A 20850-nucleotide genomic window follows, 5' to 3' on the forward strand; every position below is an offset into this window, starting at 1 on the left:
TTCTTAAAACGGTTAAGAATGGATTTTATTTATCAACCCTGGACTTGGTATGTATCGGGATTTTTAATTGCGCTTACCATGTTTATCCTTTTACTTCTAGGGAAGAAGTTTGGGATGTCTTCAAATCTTAGAACCTTTTGCGCAGCTTGTGGCGGTGGAAAAGCTAGCTCTTTTTTTAGATTTGATTGGAAAAATGAACGCTGGAATTTATTAGTGGTTTTTGGCGCAATACTTGGAGGTTTTGTGGCTTCACATTATTTATCAAATGGAGAAATGCCAGTTTTAAATGAAGCAACAATCTCTTCATTAGAACGATTAAAAATATCACCAAGCAATCAGTATTTACCACAAGAATTATTTTCTGTATCAGCATTAAGTGATACTAAAGTCATCATATTGTTAGTCGTTGGAGGATTACTAATTGGATTTGGTGCACGTTATGCTGGAGGCTGCACTTCTGGTCACGCAATTTCTGGGCTTAGTAATTTACAGTTGCCCTCTTTAATTGCTGTGATTGGTTTCTTTATAGGTGGGCTTATTATGGTTCATTTATTATTTCCTATAATTTTTTAAGTGATGAAAAGTATTCTATATATCGTTATCGGTTTTTTCTTCGGATTAATTATGTACAAGTCTGAAGCGGCATCATGGTTCCGTATTTATGAAATGTTTCGTTTTGAATCATTTCACATGTATGGTATCATTGGAACAGCTTTAATGTTCGGAATTGTTTTTGTTTATTTAATTAAGAAATTTAAAATAAAATCATTTGATGGTAAGCCAATTATTATTTCACCTAAAGACAAATCTTTTTATCGATATATGTTTGGAGGTATCATATTTGGATTGGGCTGGGCTTTAGCTGGCGCATGTCCAGGACCAATATTTGTATTGGTAGGTGCTGGCTATTTACCAATATTAATTGTGTTAGTATCTGCAATTTTAGGCACGTTTTTATATGGTGTTATAAAAGATAAGTTGCCACATTAAAAAATAATAGAAAGGGATTTACCTTGGTAAATCCCTTTCTTAAAAGTTATTGACCTTCCTTAATATAGCCCCAGCCTTCAGCTTGTTTTTGAATAATTTCTAGAATGCCATCTGGAACACTAGTGACTCCTGGAATGATTTCAGAAGCATCAATTTTATGGCGTTTCATTGTGCCTTCACAAATAACAAAAGTGATATTTTCATTTTTTGCTAATACTTCTAAATCAAAGGCAACAGATGATTTTTCCTTTAAAACCATATCTATAGAGCCACTATACATAACGACTTCAAATTCAGATTCTGGATAAGCCTTCGACATGGCTTTCACATGTCGTATAGTCGATTGGTGGACTATAGTATCATTACTTGTAACATCAAATACAATTTTTACAGGTTTCTCTTGAGCAAAAGTTGATATTGAAATTAGGAATGCAATAATTAAGTTTATATAATTTTTCATTGTTTTTATGTTTTAATATTTATTCGCCAGCAAATATGTAACCACATCCATGTTCTTGTGCTCTTCCTAAAGCCCAAACACCAGAAGGTACAGACTGTATATTGGGTAAAATGCCACTTACCCAATCATTATAAACCTCTGTAGGATCTAGATTCATTTTCGAAGCCACAGCATTGCTATATACTTTAATGGCCAAATCACAGACACAAAACATTGCACCACGTTCTTGCATGCGCTTGATACCATCAATTATTGGAAGCGGGAAATCACCATCTTGTGGTTCATAATAAGGGTTGCGTTTATAAGCGGTTCCATCGCTCTTTTTTACATTAAAGACTTCAGCCATTGGATACTTTTCCCATAAACGGTCTTCAAAAGCAAAAGGTATGGCATCGTGTCTTAATACAGTCATTGCAGTCATATTTTCGTCAGCTGTGCCAGTTTCATTATTTGATAAATAGTAGGCCCAATTCCAAATGATAGGAAATCCAGCATGTGGTTTAGAGCCATCATATACAATACGATGATCACCTTTAATTTTTTTAAACCACTCATCTGAATCATTCATTCTTTTAATGTCTAATTCTGGTGTGTTTGCATAAATAGGATTGGTAAGAATACCAATAGTACTTGCAGTTGCACCTAATGCAATTGCTCCTAAAAATTTTCGTCTTGAATTACTGTTACTAGTTGTTTCCATAATAATTACTTAGTTTTGGTTATATTAAATTGTTGTTTGTAATAGTCTATTATAGGTTTAAAAGGACCTTTCTGATGTTGTTCAGTTGAAAAATTATCAGCGTAAGGTGGATATGGAGTTGATACAGGTTTTTTCTTTAAATCTGGAAAATCTTTTTCAGAGTTTTGTTTTTGTGGTCTTTTTTGCTGATTAATATATCCAGCAACGTCATAAGCTTCTTCATCACTTAACGTTGGCGAATCATAGGTTGTTCCGAAAGGCATGTTAGCTTTAATAAATTTTGCAGACGTTAATACACGAGTCATGCCTGCACCATTATTATATGAATCGTTTCCCCAAAGTGGTGGATATTGATAAGTTTTACCATCTTCAGATTTTACACCTTGCCCATCATTTTGGTGACACACAACACAATGATCTGTAAATATTTGCTTGCCATGGTCTATATTTATGGCACGATTAATCATCTTCATTTTTACAAATCCAGTTCCTTCAATTTTGCCATCTTTAGGCGCATAACGGCTAATCCAATTTAAGTAACTAATAAAAGCCAACATTTCATTACTGTCTTCAGGCATCATTTTACCATTCATACTGCGTTCCATACAACCATTTATTCGTTCCTCAATAGTGCCAATTTTATTTTCTCGACCTCTGAATTGAGGAAAACGTTGGATGATACCAATAAGCGGAGCAGAGTAGGGCTTGGTGCCATTATCTAGATGACAATTTGCACAGGCTAATCGATTTCCAGAAAAGATTAACCCTTGATTGCCATTATCTGGACCTAAGTATTCTGGAGTATTGCGAAATAGTTCGTAGCCATATTTAATTTTTTTACTTTCTTCAGAATTGTCAAGTGTACTTGTATCATAATTCATATAGTAAATACTTGCTATATTGTTAGAATCTACAAAAGCACTTTTTGGCATAAAATCTAAAAAATGAGCTAAAAGAAGAGCACCGAAAATAAGAATACTACCAAACCCTATAAAAATTATAAAGATGAGTTTCTTTTTTTCTTTCGTTATAAAATAATTAGGCATAACTAGTCATTTAACAGGTATTCGCTATGCTAAAAATTTCAGGGAGAAATAATATTATATAAAAAAATGATTTATGTAATCTTGAACTAGACGCTTATAAAAAGCACATAATTTTTTGCTAAGTTTTAAAAGTACGAAAAATTATAATAGTAACGACTTAAATAATTCTTCTTTAATACTTTAGGGGTTTTTTGTAACATTTTAAATGATTCGACGTCATATAAGTATCAATCAATATTTAATCATCATGAGACAAGACAAACAACTTATTGTTTTAACACACTTAAGCCAACTTATTACCTTGGTTATTGGCTTTGGGAGTTTAATACTACCATTAATTCTTTGGGTAACCCAAAAGGAAAAAGTACATCAATTAGATACGCATGGTAAAAATATTATCAATTTTCAATTGAGTTTAATCGTTTACTGTTTAATATGTATTCCTTTGATACTATTCTTCGGATTAGGACTTTTAGGATTTGTTATATTAGGTATAATTTCTATAATATTTCCAATTATTAATGCGATTAAGGCGAGTAATGGAGAAACACCAACATATCCTTTATCTTTTAATTTTATTAGTTAGTTAATTTACTCTTTAGAGTAGCCTTTTAAATAAAATTTGAAAGGTTGAAAGATAAAGAAAACGCTCACCATTTGGTGAGCGTTTTTTGCATATATGAGGGACTGCTGATGTTAATTATTAAGCATAACAGGCATCACAAGCATAGTGACTTGCTCTCCTTCATCTAAACCATCTATAGGTGTTAAAATACCTGCGCGATTTGGTAAGCTCATTTCTAATTGTACATCGTCACTAGTTAAATTATTTAGCATTTCAGTTAAGAAACGAGAATTAAACCCTATTTGCATATCGTCTCCTTGATAATCACAAGTTAAACGTTCTTCTGCTTTGTTAGAGTAATCAATATCTTCTGCTGAAATATTAAGTTCAGCACCAGCTATTTTTAAGCGAATTTGATGTGTCGTTTTATTTGAGAATATGCTCACACGACGAACAGAATTTAAAAACTGAGTTCTGTCTATACTTAATTTATTTGGATTCTCTTTAGGAATCACCGCTTCGTAATTTGGATATTTGCCATCAATTAAACGGCAAACTAACTCTGTATTTTCAAAAGTGAATTTCGCATTAGAATCATTATATTCTATAGTTACATTGTCATCGGTTGCAGCTAAAATACCTTTTAAAAGATTTAATGGTTTCTTAGGCATAATAAACTCTGCAACTTGATTTGCGGTAACATCACTACGTGTGTACTTCACCAATTTATGTGCATCTGTAGCAACAAAAGTTAAGCCTTCTGTAGAAAATTGAAAAAATACACCACTCATTACAGGACGTAAATCATCGTTTCCAGCAGCAAAAATTGTTTTACTTATTGCAGTGGCCAAAATATCTCCAGAAATAGTTGTTGCACTTGGATTTTCTAAAGCAACTGCTTTTGGAAACTCATTTCCATCAGCATAAGCTAGAGCGTATTTACCATGATTAGAACTAATTTCTATAGTATTGTTATCTTCTACAACAAAAGTTAATGGTTGCTCTGGGAATGTTTTTAATGTATCTAAAAGTAAACGTGCTGGCACAGCAATGCTTCCTTCATTATCACTTTCTACATCAAGCGTAGAAGACATTGTCGTCTCTAAATCACTTGCTGAAACGGTTAACTTAGATTGGTTTAATTCAAATAAGAAATTATCTAAAATGGGTAAGGTATTTGAGCTGTTTATAACACCTCCTAGAACTTGTAATTGTTTAAGTAAATATGTACTTGATACTATAAATTTCATTTGTATCTATCTGTTTTATTAGAAATTTTTTCTAATTACAAATATATCTTTTACTTACTGAAATTGGAAACAAACTTATTAACATTTATTCGAATGCAAAGTCGTTTATTTGGCGTATTTTTTTCTTCTGAAATAATTAAAGATAAATCCGAAGACTCCTAATAATACTAGTGGTAGTAAGATATTTATAAACTGCCATTTCGTTTTTTCTGATGCTATTTTGTTTTGATCTAAAAAGGCAACTGTTATTTCTTTAGAACGAATGTTTATAAGTCCATTGTCATCTAGCAAGTAATTTACTGCATTCAGTAAAAATTCTTTATTTCCATAGGTTTGGCCAGACCATTTATCAAATCCCAGTTCTTCGGGTCCATTCCTGCCCACTTCATTCTTTATCAAATCTCCATCAGCAATCACAATCATTTTGGTTGAAACACTTGAGTTTTTTTCATTATCTAATGGAAATGGTTTAACTCTATTATTATAGACTGAAGTGAATTCACCTTCCAATAAAACAGCAAGATTTTGCTGGCCTTTAGTATAGGTTTGCGGATCTGGTTCTTTTCTCGTCATCTCTAAACTGACTTCTCTTGGTGTACCATCAATTTTTGTAAGTACAGAACTGTGCAGTAAAATGGTTTTAGACACATCATTTTTTAAAGTATCAATCTGATTTGCAAAATCAAATTTTACCAGATTTAAATTATTGGTAATAGGATGTGTATTCATGCTATTCACTAATGGCGAATAAAACCAAGGGACTTGTTGAAACTGTGACTGACTCCCTTCACCTGTTGCTAATACTATAGGTGCAGAGTAGAGGTCGTTAACTAAAACAGGATTGATGCGTACACCATATTTAAAAAAGAAATCGGTTAAATTTAAATCTCTAGCTATAGCAATACTTTTTCCACTTTCATACAGACTGTCTTTTTCCGTCGCTACATTATCGATTAGCCATAGACTTTTCCCACCATGCATCGTAAACTGATCAAGAACAAATTTTTCTTCTTCAGTAAATGTTTCTGTTGGTTTTGCAGAAATGATAAGATCATAAGAATTAAGCGCTTTAGAGGTGTTTTGCGGATTTGAAGCCACACTATCTAAAGTGAAAGGCGCAATAAAATAGTAGTCTCTAAGTGTTTTTGCAAAGTCAAAAATATACTTGTCTTCAAGTTGATTATTACCACGTAGTATGGCCACTTTCTTTCGTTTTGGGTGAATCAATTTACTAAAACCATCAGCAAAAGCATATTCTAAATGTTGTACAGAATTAGTAACTAACTCTTGTTGCGTTGCTCCAATTTTAGTTTTAACTAAAGGAATTTCAATAGTTACATTATTATGACTCGCCAAAGCCCAAGGAAAAATAACAGCCTGACTCGATTTTCCACTTTCTTGAACCGTTAATTGCATAGGTGTTAAACCTCGCTGATTCATTTGTTGAATTACTTGATCTCGATTCGCTTCATCTTCTAAAGGATTGATAAAATTGAATGCGATATTTCGATTATGTGCTTGAAATTCTTCTAGCAGTTGTTTCGTTTCAGTTTTTAATCGTCTAAATTCAGTAGGAAAATCATCGCCTTCTAAAAAAACATCAACTTGAATAGGTGATTCTACTTCATGTACAATATTTAATGCAGCTTCGCTAATGGTATAGCGCTTGTCTGTCGTTAAATCATAACGTTGGTAGATGTCTGTCTTTGTAGAAAATAGATTGATAACCAATACACCAAACGTTAAAAGTATAAGTGTGCCCAATTCTTTTTTATCAAAGGCTTTAGTTTGTATTCGTCTAGTTGTAAACAGAATAAAAAGCAGAGTTACACTAATAAAATAAACAATATCCCGAGTATCCAGAACGCCTCGACTCATACTTTTGTAATGCGCATTCATGCCTAATTGTTCAACAAAATTGCTCGACATAAAATCAGCAACACCTTCAAATCCTATATAGAAAAAGAAGCATAGAAATACAGCAACAATAAAAGCTACAATTTGATTATCTGTAATTGACGATGTAAAAATACCTATAGAGGTATATGCAGCCACTAAAAATAATAAACCAAAATAGGAGCCAAGTGTGCTTCCAACATCTAGATTGCCTTGCGGATTTCCTAGCTGATATACAGTATAAACATAGAGTAAACTAGGTAAAAGCGCTAATACTATAAGTACAAATGCACCTAAATATTTACCGATTACAATTTTTAAATGGCTAATAGGTTTAGTCAATAGAAGCTCTAAAGTTCCTTGTTTTTTTTCATCACTAAAACTACGCATGGTAACCGCAGGAATGAGGAAAATAAGAATCCAAGGTGCTAATAAAAAGAAGGAAGACAAATCGGCAAAACCATTATCTAAAATATTAAACTCGCCTTTAAATAACCATAAAAATAAACCGTTTAATAATAAAAAAATGGCAATCACCAAATAACCTATTGGTGAAGCAAAAAACGAGCTTATTTCTTTTCTTAGTATGGCAAGCATTTAATTAATTTATAAGGGTTTTATTATTTACTGAAGCGAAGCGACTTTATCAACACTCCACGCTTCTGGCTTATCATTAAACAATGGTTTGGTTTTAGCCCAAACAGCTGCAAACAAATCTGAGTGTCTGTAGCGTTCTAAATCGGCTTCCGTATTCCAATAGCTATAGGTAAAGAATAGGTTAGGATTCTTTTGGTCTCTATATAATTCTAAAAAACGACAGCCTTCAAAATTTCGTATACATACTTTGTTTTTATTGAAATGTTCTAGAAACACATCAATTGCGTCTTCTTTAAAACTCATTTTTACAATACGAACAAACATAAATTATACTTTATTAATATTTATAGTTACTGTATCCATCAGCTTAAGCCCCATTAAGGTAGAAGCACTACCTACGGTTTCGGTATTACTCTTATATAAAGCAATCTCTAAATAATTTGACGAATTAAAAACCACAACACCTCGTCCTTCATCATGTCTTTTGTCTGCTGGTGTATCAAAATTTACAATGTCACTATATTTCTTGTGTATCGTTTTAAATTTATAATTACGTGCAGAAATTTCAAAATCACGCCCTTTTTGTATTTTCTCAAAAAAGGGTTTCCTGATATTAGTGACTACATTCCCATAATTATCGATATAAATTATACTACCAATTATTTGAGTTTGTTCTTCATTTATAAAAGGATGAATATTTGTTATTGGTTTAATCGTATCAATTAATTTCCCAATAACTTCTAGTGTGCCTCCTCGAGCTAAATGTGCGGCAACTTTAACAAAGACATCCAAAACAGGAAAGCTTGTTACTATTTTATCGTGAATATTTATTTCAACAATTTTTTCTGGAGCAATCTCTGCACAAATCATACTCATGATACCATTATTGGCACAAATAAAATAATGACCATCTAGTTTAACAGCAATATGTTTGTTTTCTGGATTGATTTCAGAATCAATACCAATCACATGAATAGTACCTTTCGGAAAGCTGCTGTATGCATTTTGAATAATGTAGGCCGCTTCAGGAATGCTAAATGGCGAAACAGAATGTGAGATATCAACAATTTTAACATCAGGAATCTCGGAATAAATAGCTCCTTTTATCGCACCAGCAAAGTGATCTTTCTCACCAAAGTCAGTCGTTAAAGTTATTATAGCCATAAATTTTTGTTGATATTTTTTTAACCTAACTCACCTCAAAATTGTGTAAGTTTGTTTTGCTTTCTAAACGAAAACAAATCTAATAAAATTGAACAGATTACTATAATTAAATCATGCGCTTTTGAACGAATTAATACTAGAACTTGAAGAAATCACTCCAAAAGAGTTTTTTGGAGCACAAAATGCCAATATAGAACTCCTTAAAAAATACTTTCCTAAACTTAAAATAGTCGCTCGAGGTAATAAAATAAAAGCCTATGGTGACGAAGATTTACTTGAAGAATTTGATCGTCGCTTAACGATGCTCATGGAACATTTTGGGAAGTACAATAAACTTGATGAAAATGTTATCGAGCGCGTTTTAACCAGTCAGAGTAAAGACGATTACGCAACGAGTAAAGAAAGTGGCGAAGTTATTGTTCATGGTGTTAATGGCAGATTAATTAAAGCGCAAACGGCTAACCAACGCAAAATGGTAGAACTCATGCGCAAAAATGATATGGTTTTTGCTATTGGTCCTGCAGGAACTGGTAAAACTTATACAGGAGTTGCATTGGCTGTTCAAGCATTAAAAAATAAAGAGGTTAAACGCATTATTTTAACACGTCCTGCGGTTGAAGCTGGAGAGAACTTGGGTTTTCTACCTGGCGATTTAAAAGAAAAGCTTGATCCTTATATGCAACCTTTGTATGACGCATTGCGTGATATGATTGCACCAGAAAAGTTAGCTCATTATATTGAAAACGGAACCATTCAAATCGCGCCTTTGGCGTTTATGCGTGGACGAACTCTAGATCATGCATTTGTCATTCTAGATGAAGGCCAGAACACCACACACGCACAAATGAAAATGTTTTTAACGAGAATGGGAAAAAACGCCAAATTCTTATTAACAGGAGATCCTGGACAAATAGACTTGCCACGTCGTACCATTTCTGGCTTAAAAGAAGCGTTATTAATTTTGAAGAATATAGAAGGTGTAGGCATGATTTTTCTAGACGACAAAGATGTAATTCGTCACAAACTAGTCAAAAAAGTCATTGCAGCTTATAAAGGCATAGAAAATAGGGCTTAATTTTTTTTGAAGCTATTTCCAGCTTTCAGCAGTCGCTTTTTTTGAGTCGCCATTCTGCATTACGATGCAGAATTAACAAAAAAGAGCTCCAACATATGCTTCAATCTGGGCTAGGCCTTCTAACTAAAATATAATATTGTCGTTCTGCATTATCTTGCAGAATCCATAATGATTTTACCATGAGTAATACAATAATAGATACCAATTTCAATTTTCCAAACCAAAAAAGCGTTTACAAAGGAAAAGTACGTGAGGTTTATAACATCAATGACGAAATGTTGGTCATGATTGCTACAGATAGGTTATCAGCGTTTGATGTGGTCATGCCTAAAGGAATTCCTTATAAAGGACAAATACTAAATCAAATAGCAACAAGCATGATGAAAGCCACCGAAGATTTGGTTCCAAATTGGTTATTAGCCACTCCAGATCCTAATGTCGCCATCGGTCATTTATGCGAGCCATTTAAAGTCGAAATGGTGATTCGTGGCTATCTGTCTGGTCATGCAGCTCGTGAGTATAAAGCTGGTAAACGCCTGCTTTGCGGTGTTACTATGCCAGAAGGCATGAAAGAAAATGATAAATTCCCTCAACCCATAATTACACCTGCAACCAAAGCAGAAATGGGTGATCACGACGAAGATATTTCTCGAGAAGACATTCTAGCTCGTGGTATAGTTTCAGAAGAAGATTATCTTGTTTTAGAAGACTATACACGTAAACTTTTCCAAAGAGGGACAGAAATTGCAGCTTCTCGTGGTCTGATTTTAGTCGATACTAAATATGAATTTGGGAAAACTAAAGCAGGAAAAATTGTTTTAATTGATGAAATTCATACACCAGATTCCTCACGCTATTTTTATAAAGCGGGTTATCAAGAACGACAAGATCAAGGCGAGTCACAAAAACAACTCTCTAAAGAATTTGTGCGTCAGTGGTTAATAGCAAATGGCTTTCAAGGTTTAGAAGGACAGACTGTTCCAGAAATGAGTGATGCATATATTGAAACCGTTTCAGAACGCTATATTGAATTGTATGAAAATATAATGGGAGAAACATTTGTAAAAGCAGACGTTACCAATATTCAAAAACGAATAGCGGAAAAAGTAAGGTCTTATTTAAGTCATTAGGATTTGCAATGAGCGGTTAATTGAGCTTGTGAACATAGCCTATTGCAAGCTCTGTAAAATCGGCTTGACCTAAATTACCATTTATAAAAGCACCAATATAAATATTGTTTTTAGGTTGTTTTTCTGTTCCAATCATATAGTATTTAAAACCTAATCGCGAAGAAATAATGTGTTTTATTTTAAAGTACGTATCAAATTCTCCTAAAACAATATTACTGTTTTCAGGAATCTCTCTTGGCACATTTTCCCAGCCTTCATTTATTCGCCAATCTATCTTATAAGCTGGTTTAAAGAGATTAAATCCAATTTGTACATCTATACCAATATGATTTAGTAGAATTTCACCACTTAAGCTTAATCCAATATTTGAAGCATTCCAAACAGGATGTTTTTTAAAATGTTCAAACTCTCTACCTTCTTGCACTAAAGATTCGTTGTCTTTTATGTAATCATAGTATTTTTTATAAAATCTATAATAAAAACCAATCCCTAATTTATATATGTTGTTATATACTTTTCCATATTCTCCAGAAAACGTATAGACATCTTTTTTGCTATTAATGGTATTAGATAATGTGCTTTCTCCATAACCAGAACGCAAGGTAAAATAACGATAAGAACTCTTTTCTAATTCTGGAGGTGTTTGAATTGTATTTGAAGAAATTGTTTTTTGATTTAGTTTTAAATCTGCAGAAACGCTTAATAAAAAAGAATTAAAACCTTGATTTGGTAATTTTATATGTCCATTAGAATGGTGAGCATAACCTAGACCTACACGCCAATCTATGTTTTTTGTGGTTGAAAAACTATAATAACCTAATAACCGAAATGCCCAAGTAAAATGCGATGAAACAGCTTTGTTATTTGGGTTTTCAATTGGGTCATATACTTTATTAAAGTATGAAATTCCTGTGCCAACATGTACTTTTAGATGTTTGTTTTTAAAAGCATTAAATTCTATAAAAGGAAGTAATGATAACGCGTAACCCAAATTTTCGGTGTTACCAAAATCGGTAAGACCTAGACTTAATCCAGTTCTAGGAGCTTTAAATCGTCGTGACCATTCATGTTGATTATTAGTATTGTCAAAACCAAAACTCACATAAAGTTGTTTTTGCAGTTCTCTGTCAGGAAATCCTGTATTTGCTTCGCCAGTAATACCAAACAATATTTCTGGAGTTATAATAATGTTTGGGTTATTGTTATGATCTTGTCCGAAAGAAGAAATAGTACTGATAAGAAAAAAAGGAAGGATTACTGTTTTTAATAGAGTTTGATCGAGTCGCATGCATTTATGGTTAGAAAATATGCTGTGTAAATTACGCAAAATAAATAGTTAGCTGCTGATTAGCATAAAAAAAGCGACACTATGGTCGCTTTTTTTATTTTTTTTAGAAGACTATTCAATAATCATTTTTTTAATGACAGTCTTAGAGCCTTCAGTGACATTTAAGATATACATTCCAGATTGCATGTTTCTTAAACTAATTATTTCATTAAAAGTTGGCGTATTTTCATAAGTGTTATTAAAGACGTTGCGACCTCTAATATCATAAACTTTAATGTCTATAGGATGATCAGATGAAGTTTTAAAAGAAACAGTAAACGCTCCATTATTTGGATTAGGAAATACTGCAAAACTATTTAATTCTTCTTCACCTACAGATAATGAAGTCATGACATTAAGAGAATAATCTTCAACTTCAGCATCATGACCATTTTCACATGAAGTAGGAAACCCTTCAGGTTTATATTTAGTTGTCACTCGCATTGTTGTAAATCCTTCAACTGCATCAGCAGGAACCGTTATTGGTAAAGGAGAATTAGCTGTTAGTCCATTGGTTACATTTTGAGTATCACCCAATTCGTATAATTCACCAGGATCATCAAAACTGCAATTTTGATTCCAATCTATCCAAACTCTAGTGGTACATAAAAAATTACCATCAGTATTTGTTCTCACGCTTAAGTTATAAGTTTCTGTAGCCTCAACTTCGGTTGACATTGCAGTATAATCACTATAGCCTGAAGGCTTTCCACTATTAAGATTACTAAGCGTATTGAAAACCACACCTTCAGTACTTGTTGCGTATTCTGTATGTGCAGTCGACGGACAAACACCATTATTAATATTTAAAGTTATATAAGTATCGTGACTAACACTAGTTGAAGTTCCAGTAATTCTTAGACTATATGTTCCTGGACTGGCACCATCTAAATCATCAATTGTCATTGTAAGATCACCTTCAGCAGATACAGGATTCGAGCTAAAAGTGACTGTAGATCCAGCAGGATTTCCTGTAACAGAAAGTGTGGTGTCTTCGCTAAATCCAGAATACGTTCCATAAGATAAGTTGTAAACAGCCTCATACTCTGGACATATATAAATTGAAGCATTATCTGACGTTATTCTAAAATCTGGATCGATTGTACATTCAGTTACATTAGGTTTAAATTGAGGTTGAATAGTGGCAATATATGCATCAACTACAGATGCTTGACCTTGAGTGAACATATACATACAAGCATCATTTGTATAATCCATATAGTTCATGGTTAAAGCATTGTCATATACACAAGCGTCAATGCTTCCTGGCGTCGGACAACCATAATTTTCAGAATCAATATTTGGAGTATCTGTGATTGCATCATCACCACCACAATCACCAGTAAATGTATGGTTTAGATTATAAAAATGACCTAGTTCATGAGTAACCGTCCTACCTAAGTTAAAAGGCGCACCAGGAACAATTCCAGATCCTGGACATCCAGAACCAGAACCAAAAGCACCTAAATTCATAGTTACAGAATCGCCATTAGTGATGCTTCCGCCTAAAGGAGAAAATCCTAATAATCCGCCACCAATATCTTTAACTAAAAAATTCATATAACCACCCCAAGTAGCGTCAGTACTACCGCCGCCACCAAAGTTGTATCCAATAGTAACTGCTGGACCGCCTTCAACCATGTCTGGGTCAACACCAACAGGATGATTCATAGTTGCAATGCAGAAATAAATATTCGCAGCACCAGAGTTCGAGCCATGATAATTAGAGCTTGCCGAATTCCATAGGGCAATATCACTATTTGTTGCAGTATAATCTGCATTTAAAATATCAATTTGATTTTGAGCCAGTGCTTCTAAGCACACTCTGTCTGCTTCATTTGCTTCAGGATAATGAACAGCAACAGGAATAATAATAGAAGATGCTCTTCTAGACAGCGAAGAAGTTTTGCTTAATTGTTCAGCAAGTTGAGCTTTAAATTTTTCTTGAGAGGCCTGATAAATTTTTACATATTCTGGGTCTTTCATTTTTTCTTCCATATATTCGGTCATTCCACAAGTTCTTTCTTGAGCTTGAATAAATGAACAACAAAATAAAAAGGCGATAAAAGCAATTATTTTGTTAAAGGAATAAGTAGTTTTTATTGTCATAGTATTGATTGTTAATTAATTATTCTCAAAAGTATAAAAATAATACCCAGTTCAATAAAAAAAGAAACTTAATTCAAATTAATTAACTTTGGCAATTCAAAAAATGATCTATTTACTCAACTGTAATTTTTAAATTATTTAATGCATCAATTAAATCAATTTTTTTCTGATTTCGCTTCATTCGTTTGGGGCTTACCTTTGTTAATATTATTAATTGGAGGTGGAGCTTATTTGTTAGTTCTATCTCGTTTTTTACCATTTCGTTATTTAGGTCATGCCATTCAGATTCTTAGAGGCAAGTATGATAATATGGAGGATGCAGGAGAAATTTCGCATTTTCAAGCATTAACAACAGCTTTATCTTCTACAATTGGTATGGGAAATATTGCAGGCGTCGCTGTTGCGATTTCTATTGGTGGTCCAGGAGCAGTATTCTGGATGTGGATAAGTGCTATTATTGGTATGTCTACTAAATTCTTTACCTCAAGTTTGGCAATTATGTATAGAGGAAAAGATAGTAATGGTAATACACAAGGCGGACCAATGTATTTTATTACCGAAGGTTTAGGTCAGCATTGGAAACCTTTAGCAGTGTTCTTTAGTCTTTGTGGTTTAGTTGGCGCATTGCCAGTTTTTAATGTAAATCAGCTCACACAAGCCATTAATGATATTGTTTTAAGTCCGAATGGCATAGAGGTAAACTTGACTTCTAATTTAATAATCGGCTTGGTATTAGTAACTATAACATCAATTGTAATTTTAGGCGGACTCAACAGAATTAGTAAGGTCGCTTCTAAATTAGTGCCGAGTATGGTATTACTTTATTTTGTGCTTATTCTTATTATTTTATTCGCTAATGCGGAAGTTGTGCCTACATACTTCAAACTTATTTTTACAGATGCTTTTGCTGCAGAAAATTATAAAGGTGACGCCTTTTTAGGTGGAGTTTTAGGTGGACTAATTATCTTAGGAATTCGTCGTGGTGCATTCTCAAATGAAGCTGGTATTGGAACAGCACCTTTAGCACACGGAGCAGCAAAAACCAATGAACCAATACGTGAAGGGTTAGTTGCCATGTTAGGTCCTGCTATTGATACTTTAATTGTCTGTACGCTTACCGCTTTAGCCATTTTGGTAACAGGAGTTTGGCAAACAACTGAAGCTAATGGTGTGAGTTTAACTGCAAATGCATTTGGCGCAGCAATGCCAACTTATGGTAGGTATTTATTGTTGCTTTGTATTGTTATATTTAGTGTCTCCTCCTTGTTCTCTTATGCATATTATGGCGGAAAATGTCTGTCATTTCTTGTCGGTGAAAAACATAAACATTATTATAATTATTTCTATATTTTAAGTATTATTTTAGGCGCTACAACATCATTAGCTTTAATGATTAATTTAATAGATGGTGTATTTGCACTTATGGCAATACCAACAATGACTGCCACATTAATATTAGCTCCAAAAGTGGTAAAAGAAGCGAAAGCATATTTTATGCGAATAAATAAAGACTAAGATTTTTTTATAGACGCCTTAAATTGTTGTGGTGTCATTAATTCCATTTTCTTGAATTGTCTATTAAAGTAACTCGTGTTATTAAATCCAGACTTAAAAGCAATTTCTGACATTCTAAAATCTTTAGATTCTTTAATGAGTTTTTTTGAAAACTTAATTTTTTCAGAATTTATATAGTCTATAGGAGAGATGCCTAATGTGTTTTTAAATTGCTTATGAAAATGAGAGGTACTCATATATGCTTTTTTAGCTAACACCTCTACATTAATATCTTTATTGGTTAAATTATCTTTTATGTATTTAATAACGGTTCCTATTCTTGTGTCGTTAAAAATCTGATTAGGATCGTTTATAATAAGAGATTTTGCTTTTGTTTGTAGTAATCTAACAATCAATTCTTGAATCATTAAATCTAGTAATACATCCTTTGATTTGTTGTTATTGGTAAATGTATAAGTCAAACGCTCTATAAGATGATTAACATCTGCATTATTTATTAAATGAGATGCTGATTCATCGATGTTCCAATTGTTGTTTTCATTTTCAATAGCAACTTGCTGATTAAATTTTTCAACCACTTCATCAATTTTAAAAGCATCTATACCAAGGGCTAAACATTGTGTCGGACTTTCTTTTGTAGCCAACGGAAAATCAATAACCATTTCTTTATTGGTTGGCATAACTACAGATTCGCCTGGAAAAAAATCAAATGCTTCAAAACCGTCAAGATGCATAATTTTTTTTCCTGTGAGCATACTTGCTATAATTGGAAAGTTAAAGGTTAGCGATACTTTTTCGGCAAAAGCATGAGTTTCATATATATTAAGTTCAGCATAATCAGCATTATATGTTGTTCGGTTTTCCACTAAAGTGGTTAGTTTTCTGTTATTTCTATGTTGATTTAATAATGACTTCATACTCAATATTACAAAATTTTAAGACATGAATAATTAAATAAGAGATATGTTCAAGAATATAATAAATACGTTCAAGAGAATTAGAATATGATAAAATAATTTTATCAAAATTAAAGATAATCTATTTTTTAGATTGAAAAATTAATTAATTACTAATTTAACACGAATTTATATGAGTTATTCTAAACCTAAGTTTAAAGAAAAATATGGCAATTTTATCAATGGGAAGTTTACAGATCCTATAGGTGGTCAATATTTTGAAAACACATCGCCAATTGATAACAGTTTAATTGCAAAATATCCACGTTCTCAAAAAGAGGATATTGAGTTAGCATTAGATGCAGCCAATAATGCCAAAGAAGCCTGGGGAAATACGTCAGCAACAGAACGTGCAACTTTACTTAACAAAGTGGCAGATATTATTGAAGAGAACCTTGAAGAATTTGCTTTAGTAGAGACCTGTGATAATGGGAAACCAATTCGTGAAACCTTAAATGCAGATGTGCCATTAGCTGTAGATCATTGGCGATATTTTGCTGCATGTATTCGTTCAGAAGAGGGTAGTGCGACCGAGTTGGACCAACATACATTATCAATGAATATTAAAGAGCCATTAGGAGTGGTAGGTCAAATTATTCCATGGAATTTTCCGCTTTTAATGCTATCTTGGAAATTACCTCCAGCATTAGTAACTGGTAACTGTGTGGTTTTAAAACCTGCAGAACAAACACCTTCTTCTGCAACACTATTAATGGAGAAAATTGCGGATGTATTTCCTCCAGGCGTAGTAAATATTGTGCATGGTTTTGGTCCAGAAGCAGGAAAACCTTTAGCCTCAAGTGCTAGAGTAGATAAAGTGGCATTTACAGGAGAAACCACTACAGGACAATTAATTATGCAATATGCATCTAAAAACCTAAACCCTGTGACGATGGAATTAGGAGGGAAATCGCCTAACATTTTCTTTAATTCTGTAATGGATGCTGACGATGCGTATTTAGATAAAGCAATTGAAGGTGCAGTTTTATTTGCTTTTAATCAAGGAGAAGTATGTACCTGTCCTTCTAGAATTTTAGTACAAGAAGATATTTATGACGCGTTTATGAAGCGTGTTATTGAACGTACTAACGCCATCATTCAAGACAATCCTTATGATGTGAATACGATGGTTGGAGCGCAAGCTTCAAACGATCAATATGAAAAAATACAATCGTATTTTAAAATTGGTAAAGATGAAGGCGCAAAAGTATTAACTGGAGGATCTGCTCATAAATTACCTGGAAATTTAGCAAATGGGTTTTATATAAAACCTACCTTATTAGAAGGTCATAACAAAATGAGAGTCTTTCAAGAAGAAATTTTTGGTCCTGTGGCTTGTGTGACTAAATTTAAAGATGAAGCTGAAGCATTAGAGATTGCGAATGATACACTTTACGGATTAGGTGCAGGTGTATGGACGCGTGATGCACATCAATTATATCAAATCCCTAGAGCCATAAAAGCTGGACGTGTTTGGGTGAATTGTTATCATGCATATCCTGCACATGCGCCATTTGGAGGTTATAAAAAATCAGGTTTTGGTAGAGAAAATCATGTGATGATGCTTAATTATTATCGTCAAACCAAAAATATGTTAATCTCATACGATAAAAATAAATTAGGGTTCTTTTAGTAGTATAGATTATAGCACTAAAGGCTGAATTTAAAAGTGAATTCAGCCTTTTTAATATCATAAATTATGGAAAGAGTAGCAATTACAGAGGAAGCTTCAAAAGTATTGGAGCAGTTAAAAGCAAAACATGGTGAATTAATTTTTCATCAAAGTGGTGGCTGTTGTGATGGATCAGCACCAATGTTATTTGAAAAAAATGATATGTATTTAGACGAAAGCGATATCTTTTTAGGGACATTAAATGGGGTCAATTTTTATATGAATCAAGATCAATTTGAATATTGGAAGCATACTCATCTAACTGTAGATGTAACTGAAGGTCGAGGAGCAAGTTTTTCTTTAGAAATACCTTTAGGACTTCGTTTTTTAATTCATTCAAGATTGCTAACAAATGAAGAAGAAGCATTTTTTAATTTAAAATAGATGCATTAACTTGCTAAAACAAACAAAAATAAGATGAGTAACTACCACATTAAACATTTAGAAGAATATTATCAAGTCTATCGTAAATCTGTCAGAAATCCTGAAAACTTCTGGGAAGAAATAGCAGAAGAACATTTTCTATGGCGAAAAAAATGGGACAAAGTTTTAAGCTGGGATTTTACCAAACCTGAAATAAAATGGTTTGAAGGCGCTCAATTAAATATTACCGAGAACTGTATAGATAGGCATCTAGCAACTCGTGGAGATAAAACCGCAATTTTATTTGAACCCAACGATCCTAATGAAGGTGCCAAACATATTACTTACAAACAATTGTATCATCGTGTTAATAAATTCGCGAATGTCTTAAAAGCACAAGGCGTGAAAAAAGGTGATCGTGTTTGTATTTACGTGCCAATGATTCCAGAATTAGCCATTTCTGTTTTAGCTTGTGCAAGAATTGGAGCTATACATTCTGTTGTATTTGCAGGCTTTTCATCAACAGCATTAGCTACTCGAATAAATGATAGCGATTGTAAAATGGTAATTACTGCAGATGGTTCTTATCGTGGAGCAAAAACAATCGATTTAAAAGGTATTGTTGATGAAGCTTTAGAAAATTGTCAAGGCGTAAATACAGTTTTGGTTGCTAAACGAATTAACTCCAATATAAATATGAAGGAAGGTCGTGATCAATGGCTTCAACCTTTGTTAGATGCAGCTTCAGATCAATGTAAGGCTGAAGTCATGCAAGCTGAAGATCCTCTGTTTATTTTATATACTTCTGGTTCTACAGGAAAACCTAAAGGGATGGTGCATACCACAGCGGGTTATATGGTTTACACAGCTTATACTTTTAAAAATGCGTTTCAATATAGAGAAGATGATGTATACTGGTGTACCGCAGATATTGGTTGGATTACAGGACATAGTTATATTGTTTACGGACCATTGTGCAATGGTGCAACTACAGTAATGTTTGAAGGTGTACCAAGTTATCCAGATTTTGGACGTTTTTGGGATATTGTTGAAAAACATAAAGTCAATCAGTTTTATACTGCACCAACTGCAATTCGGGCTTTGGCAAAACAAGGTGTAGAATTAGTTGAAAAATATGATTTATCTTCTCTTAAAGTTCTAGGAAGTGTTGGCGAGCCAATTAATGAAGAAGCATGGCATTGGTATAATGACAATGTCGGGAAAGGAAAAAGCCCTATCATTGATTCGTGGTGGCAAACTGAAACAGGTGGTATTATGATAACACCAATTCCGTATGTAACACCAACAAAACCAACCTATGCGACTTTACCTTTTATTGGTATTCAACCATGTTTAATGGACGAAAATGGCGAAGAACTAAAAGGCAATCAAGTAGAAGGGCGTTTGTGTATAAAGTTCCCTTGGCCAAGTATTGCAAGAACCATTTGGGGAAATCATCAACGTTATAAGGACACCTATTTTTCAACCTATAAGAATATGTATTTTACAGGTGATGGTGCACTAAGAGATGAAGTAGGTTATTATAGAATTACAGGTAGAGTAGATGATGTCATTATCGTTTCTGGTCATAACTTAGGTACAGCTCCTATTGAAGATGCCATTAACGAACATCCTGCAATTTCTGAAAGTGCTATTGTAGGATTTCCACATGATATCAAAGGAAGTGCTCTATATGGTTATGTGACTCTAAAAGATACTGGAGAAAACAGAAACCATGATAACCTGCGTAAAGAAGTCAACCAACTTATCGCTGATCGAATTGGACCTATAGCAAAACTAGATAAGATTCAATTTACAGAAGGCTTGCCAAAAACACGCTCGGGAAAAATCATGAGACGCATTCTTCGTAAAATTGCTGAAAACGATACCACTAATTTAGGTGATATAAGCACACTCTTAAATCCAGAGGTGGTTCAGCATATTATTGATAATAAATTGTAATAGTTGTAACTATTTATACTATACCAACGTCTTATGATTAGTTGATAATTAAATCTAACCTTAAAATTCTCGC

19 protein-coding genes are annotated in these 20850 nt (G+C 33.2%); 9 read left to right on the forward strand and 10 right to left on the reverse strand.

Annotated elements, in window-relative coordinates; all coding sequences use genetic code 11:
• The first annotated feature begins 18 nt into the window (after positions 1 to 18).
• Together ACFS5M_RS13440 and ACFS5M_RS13445 are read left to right on the forward strand one after the other, a co-directional pair.
• Complete coding sequence (locus tag ACFS5M_RS13440) at positions 19 to 573, forward strand: YeeE/YedE family protein (RefSeq protein WP_183489259.1); 555 nt, start codon at positions 19 to 21, stop codon at positions 571 to 573.
• Positions 574 to 576: 3 nt separating this feature from the next.
• Positions 577 to 990, forward strand: a complete 414-nt coding sequence (locus ACFS5M_RS13445; RefSeq protein WP_183489262.1) for a DUF6691 family protein — start codon at positions 577 to 579, stop codon at positions 988 to 990.
• Between the two features lie 46 nt (positions 991 to 1036).
• Here the strand turns inward: ACFS5M_RS13445 and ACFS5M_RS13450 are convergent, their stop codons facing one another.
• Genes ACFS5M_RS13450 through ACFS5M_RS13460 form a run of 3 tightly spaced genes read right to left on the reverse strand, consistent with a single transcriptional unit; the run spans position 1037 to position 3196 of the window.
• Positions 1037 to 1450, reverse strand: a complete 414-nt coding sequence (locus ACFS5M_RS13450; RefSeq protein WP_183489265.1) for a DsrE family protein — start codon at positions 1448 to 1450, stop codon at positions 1037 to 1039.
• Between the two features lie 19 nt (positions 1451 to 1469).
• Positions 1470 to 2150, reverse strand: a complete 681-nt coding sequence (locus tag ACFS5M_RS13455) for a Tat (twin-arginine translocation) pathway signal sequence containing protein (protein WP_183489268.1) — start codon at positions 2148 to 2150, stop codon at positions 1470 to 1472.
• 5 nt (positions 2151 to 2155) lie between these two features.
• Positions 2156 to 3196 (reverse strand): c-type cytochrome, encoded by a 1041-nt coding sequence (locus tag ACFS5M_RS13460; RefSeq protein WP_379899092.1) that lies wholly within the window; start codon positions 3194 to 3196, stop codon positions 2156 to 2158.
• A gap of 247 nt (positions 3197 to 3443) precedes the next feature.
• Between ACFS5M_RS13460 and ACFS5M_RS13465 the strand changes: the two genes are divergently transcribed.
• Positions 3444 to 3782 carry a DUF4870 domain-containing protein gene (locus tag ACFS5M_RS13465; RefSeq protein ID WP_183489270.1) on the forward strand — a complete coding sequence of 113 codons (339 nt, stop codon included), beginning with the start codon at positions 3444 to 3446 and terminating at the stop codon, positions 3780 to 3782.
• Between the two features lie 110 nt (positions 3783 to 3892).
• Here ACFS5M_RS13465 and dnaN read toward each other — a convergent pair whose 3' ends face one another.
• The 4 genes from dnaN to ACFS5M_RS13485 form a co-directional block, all read right to left on the reverse strand.
• Positions 3893 to 5011, reverse strand: coding sequence for a DNA polymerase III subunit beta (dnaN, locus tag ACFS5M_RS13470; RefSeq protein WP_183489273.1), 1119 nt, complete (start codon positions 5009 to 5011; stop codon positions 3893 to 3895).
• A 105-nt stretch (positions 5012 to 5116) separates the two neighbouring features.
• Complete coding sequence (gene gldG / locus ACFS5M_RS13475; protein ID WP_183489278.1) at positions 5117 to 7504, reverse strand: gliding motility-associated ABC transporter substrate-binding protein GldG; 2388 nt, start codon at positions 7502 to 7504, stop codon at positions 5117 to 5119.
• 27 nt (positions 7505 to 7531) lie between these two features.
• Positions 7532 to 7828: a putative quinol monooxygenase gene (locus tag ACFS5M_RS13480; RefSeq protein WP_183489281.1), complete on the reverse strand. Its 297-nt coding sequence runs from the start codon at positions 7826 to 7828 to the stop codon at positions 7532 to 7534.
• Positions 7829 to 7831: 3 nt separating this feature from the next.
• Positions 7832 to 8668, reverse strand: coding sequence for an SAM hydrolase/SAM-dependent halogenase family protein (locus ACFS5M_RS13485; protein ID WP_183489284.1), 837 nt, complete (start codon positions 8666 to 8668; stop codon positions 7832 to 7834).
• Between the two features lie 121 nt (positions 8669 to 8789).
• Between ACFS5M_RS13485 and ACFS5M_RS13490 the strand changes: the two genes are divergently transcribed.
• Together ACFS5M_RS13490 and ACFS5M_RS13495 are read left to right on the forward strand one after the other, a co-directional pair.
• Positions 8790 to 9743: a PhoH family protein gene (locus ACFS5M_RS13490; protein WP_183489286.1), complete on the forward strand. Its 954-nt coding sequence runs from the start codon at positions 8790 to 8792 to the stop codon at positions 9741 to 9743.
• A gap of 179 nt (positions 9744 to 9922) precedes the next feature.
• Entirely contained in the window at positions 9923 to 10873 is a 951-nt protein-coding gene (locus ACFS5M_RS13495; protein WP_183489289.1) for a phosphoribosylaminoimidazolesuccinocarboxamide synthase, read from the forward strand.
• A gap of 16 nt (positions 10874 to 10889) precedes the next feature.
• Here ACFS5M_RS13495 and ACFS5M_RS13500 read toward each other — a convergent pair whose 3' ends face one another.
• Together ACFS5M_RS13500 and ACFS5M_RS13505 are read right to left on the reverse strand one after the other, a co-directional pair.
• Positions 10890 to 12161, reverse strand: coding sequence for an acyloxyacyl hydrolase (locus ACFS5M_RS13500; RefSeq protein WP_183489292.1), 1272 nt, complete (start codon positions 12159 to 12161; stop codon positions 10890 to 10892).
• Positions 12162 to 12272: 111 nt separating this feature from the next.
• Complete coding sequence (locus ACFS5M_RS13505; protein ID WP_183489295.1) at positions 12273 to 14309, reverse strand: GEVED domain-containing protein; 2037 nt, start codon at positions 14307 to 14309, stop codon at positions 12273 to 12275.
• Between the two features lie 141 nt (positions 14310 to 14450).
• On the opposite strand from ACFS5M_RS13505, the gene ACFS5M_RS13510 reads away from it, so the two are divergent.
• A complete protein-coding gene (locus ACFS5M_RS13510; RefSeq protein WP_183489298.1) occupies positions 14451 to 15824 on the forward strand; it encodes an alanine/glycine:cation symporter family protein in 1374 nt (457 codons plus the stop codon).
• On the opposite strand, the gene ACFS5M_RS13515 is transcribed toward ACFS5M_RS13510, so the two are convergent.
• On the reverse strand, positions 15821 to 16741 hold the full coding sequence (locus ACFS5M_RS13515) for an AraC family transcriptional regulator (protein ID WP_183489301.1): 921 nt from the start codon (positions 16739 to 16741) through the stop codon (positions 15821 to 15823). The two genes, ACFS5M_RS13510 and ACFS5M_RS13515, sit on opposite strands and share 4 nt — an antisense overlap.
• 172 nt (positions 16742 to 16913) lie before the next feature.
• On the opposite strand from ACFS5M_RS13515, the gene ACFS5M_RS13520 reads away from it, so the two are divergent.
• The 3 genes from ACFS5M_RS13520 to acs all read left to right on the forward strand — a co-directional run bounded on the left by ACFS5M_RS13520 (position 16914) and on the right by acs (position 20777).
• On the forward strand, positions 16914 to 18413 hold the full coding sequence (locus ACFS5M_RS13520; RefSeq protein WP_183489304.1) for an aldehyde dehydrogenase family protein: 1500 nt from the start codon (positions 16914 to 16916) through the stop codon (positions 18411 to 18413).
• A 66-nt stretch (positions 18414 to 18479) separates the two neighbouring features.
• A complete protein-coding gene (locus ACFS5M_RS13525) occupies positions 18480 to 18836 on the forward strand; it encodes a DUF779 domain-containing protein (protein ID WP_183489307.1) in 357 nt (118 codons plus the stop codon).
• Between the two features lie 33 nt (positions 18837 to 18869).
• Positions 18870 to 20777, forward strand: coding sequence for an acetate--CoA ligase (gene acs, locus ACFS5M_RS13530; protein ID WP_183489310.1), 1908 nt, complete (start codon positions 18870 to 18872; stop codon positions 20775 to 20777).
• The last annotated feature ends 73 nt before the right edge of the window (positions 20778 to 20850 follow it).

The sequence above is a fragment of the Lacinutrix iliipiscaria genome (genome assembly GCF_042686125.1).
Taxonomy (GTDB): Bacteria; Bacteroidota; Bacteroidia; order Flavobacteriales; family Flavobacteriaceae; genus Oceanihabitans; species Oceanihabitans iliipiscarium.

Coding starts and splice junctions, on each gene's coding strand:
- ACFS5M_RS13465 (WP_183489270.1), top strand. CDS start 3,444: ATGAGACAAGACAAACAACTTATTGTTTTAACACACTTAAGCCAACTT.
- ACFS5M_RS13525 (WP_183489307.1), top strand. CDS start 18,480: ATGGAAAGAGTAGCAATTACAGAGGAAGCTTCAAAAGTATTGGAGCAG.
- ACFS5M_RS13520 (WP_183489304.1), top strand. CDS start 16,914: ATGAGTTATTCTAAACCTAAGTTTAAAGAAAAATATGGCAATTTTATC.
- ACFS5M_RS13500 (WP_183489292.1), bottom strand. CDS start 12,161: ATGCGACTCGATCAAACTCTATTAAAAACAGTAATCCTTCCTTTTTTT.
- ACFS5M_RS13515 (WP_183489301.1), bottom strand. CDS start 16,741: ATGAAGTCATTATTAAATCAACATAGAAATAACAGAAAACTAACCACT.
- ACFS5M_RS13505 (WP_183489295.1), bottom strand. CDS start 14,309: ATGACAATAAAAACTACTTATTCCTTTAACAAAATAATTGCTTTTATC.
- gldG (WP_183489278.1), bottom strand. CDS start 7,504: ATGCTTGCCATACTAAGAAAAGAAATAAGCTCGTTTTTTGCTTCACCA.
- ACFS5M_RS13495 (WP_183489289.1), top strand. CDS start 9,923: ATGAGTAATACAATAATAGATACCAATTTCAATTTTCCAAACCAAAAA.
- ACFS5M_RS13485 (WP_183489284.1), bottom strand. CDS start 8,668: ATGGCTATAATAACTTTAACGACTGACTTTGGTGAGAAAGATCACTTT.
- ACFS5M_RS13480 (WP_183489281.1), bottom strand. CDS start 7,828: ATGTTTGTTCGTATTGTAAAAATGAGTTTTAAAGAAGACGCAATTGAT.
- ACFS5M_RS13450 (WP_183489265.1), bottom strand. CDS start 1,450: ATGAAAAATTATATAAACTTAATTATTGCATTCCTAATTTCAATATCA.
- ACFS5M_RS13440 (WP_183489259.1), top strand. CDS start 19: ATGGATTTTATTTATCAACCCTGGACTTGGTATGTATCGGGATTTTTA.
- ACFS5M_RS13460 (WP_379899092.1), bottom strand. CDS start 3,196: ATGCCTAATTATTTTATAACGAAAGAAAAAAAGAAACTCATCTTTATA.
- ACFS5M_RS13445 (WP_183489262.1), top strand. CDS start 577: ATGAAAAGTATTCTATATATCGTTATCGGTTTTTTCTTCGGATTAATT.
- dnaN (WP_183489273.1), bottom strand. CDS start 5,011: ATGAAATTTATAGTATCAAGTACATATTTACTTAAACAATTACAAGTT.
- ACFS5M_RS13510 (WP_183489298.1), top strand. CDS start 14,451: ATGCATCAATTAAATCAATTTTTTTCTGATTTCGCTTCATTCGTTTGG.
- acs (WP_183489310.1), top strand. CDS start 18,870: ATGAGTAACTACCACATTAAACATTTAGAAGAATATTATCAAGTCTAT.
- ACFS5M_RS13455 (WP_183489268.1), bottom strand. CDS start 2,150: ATGGAAACAACTAGTAACAGTAATTCAAGACGAAAATTTTTAGGAGCA.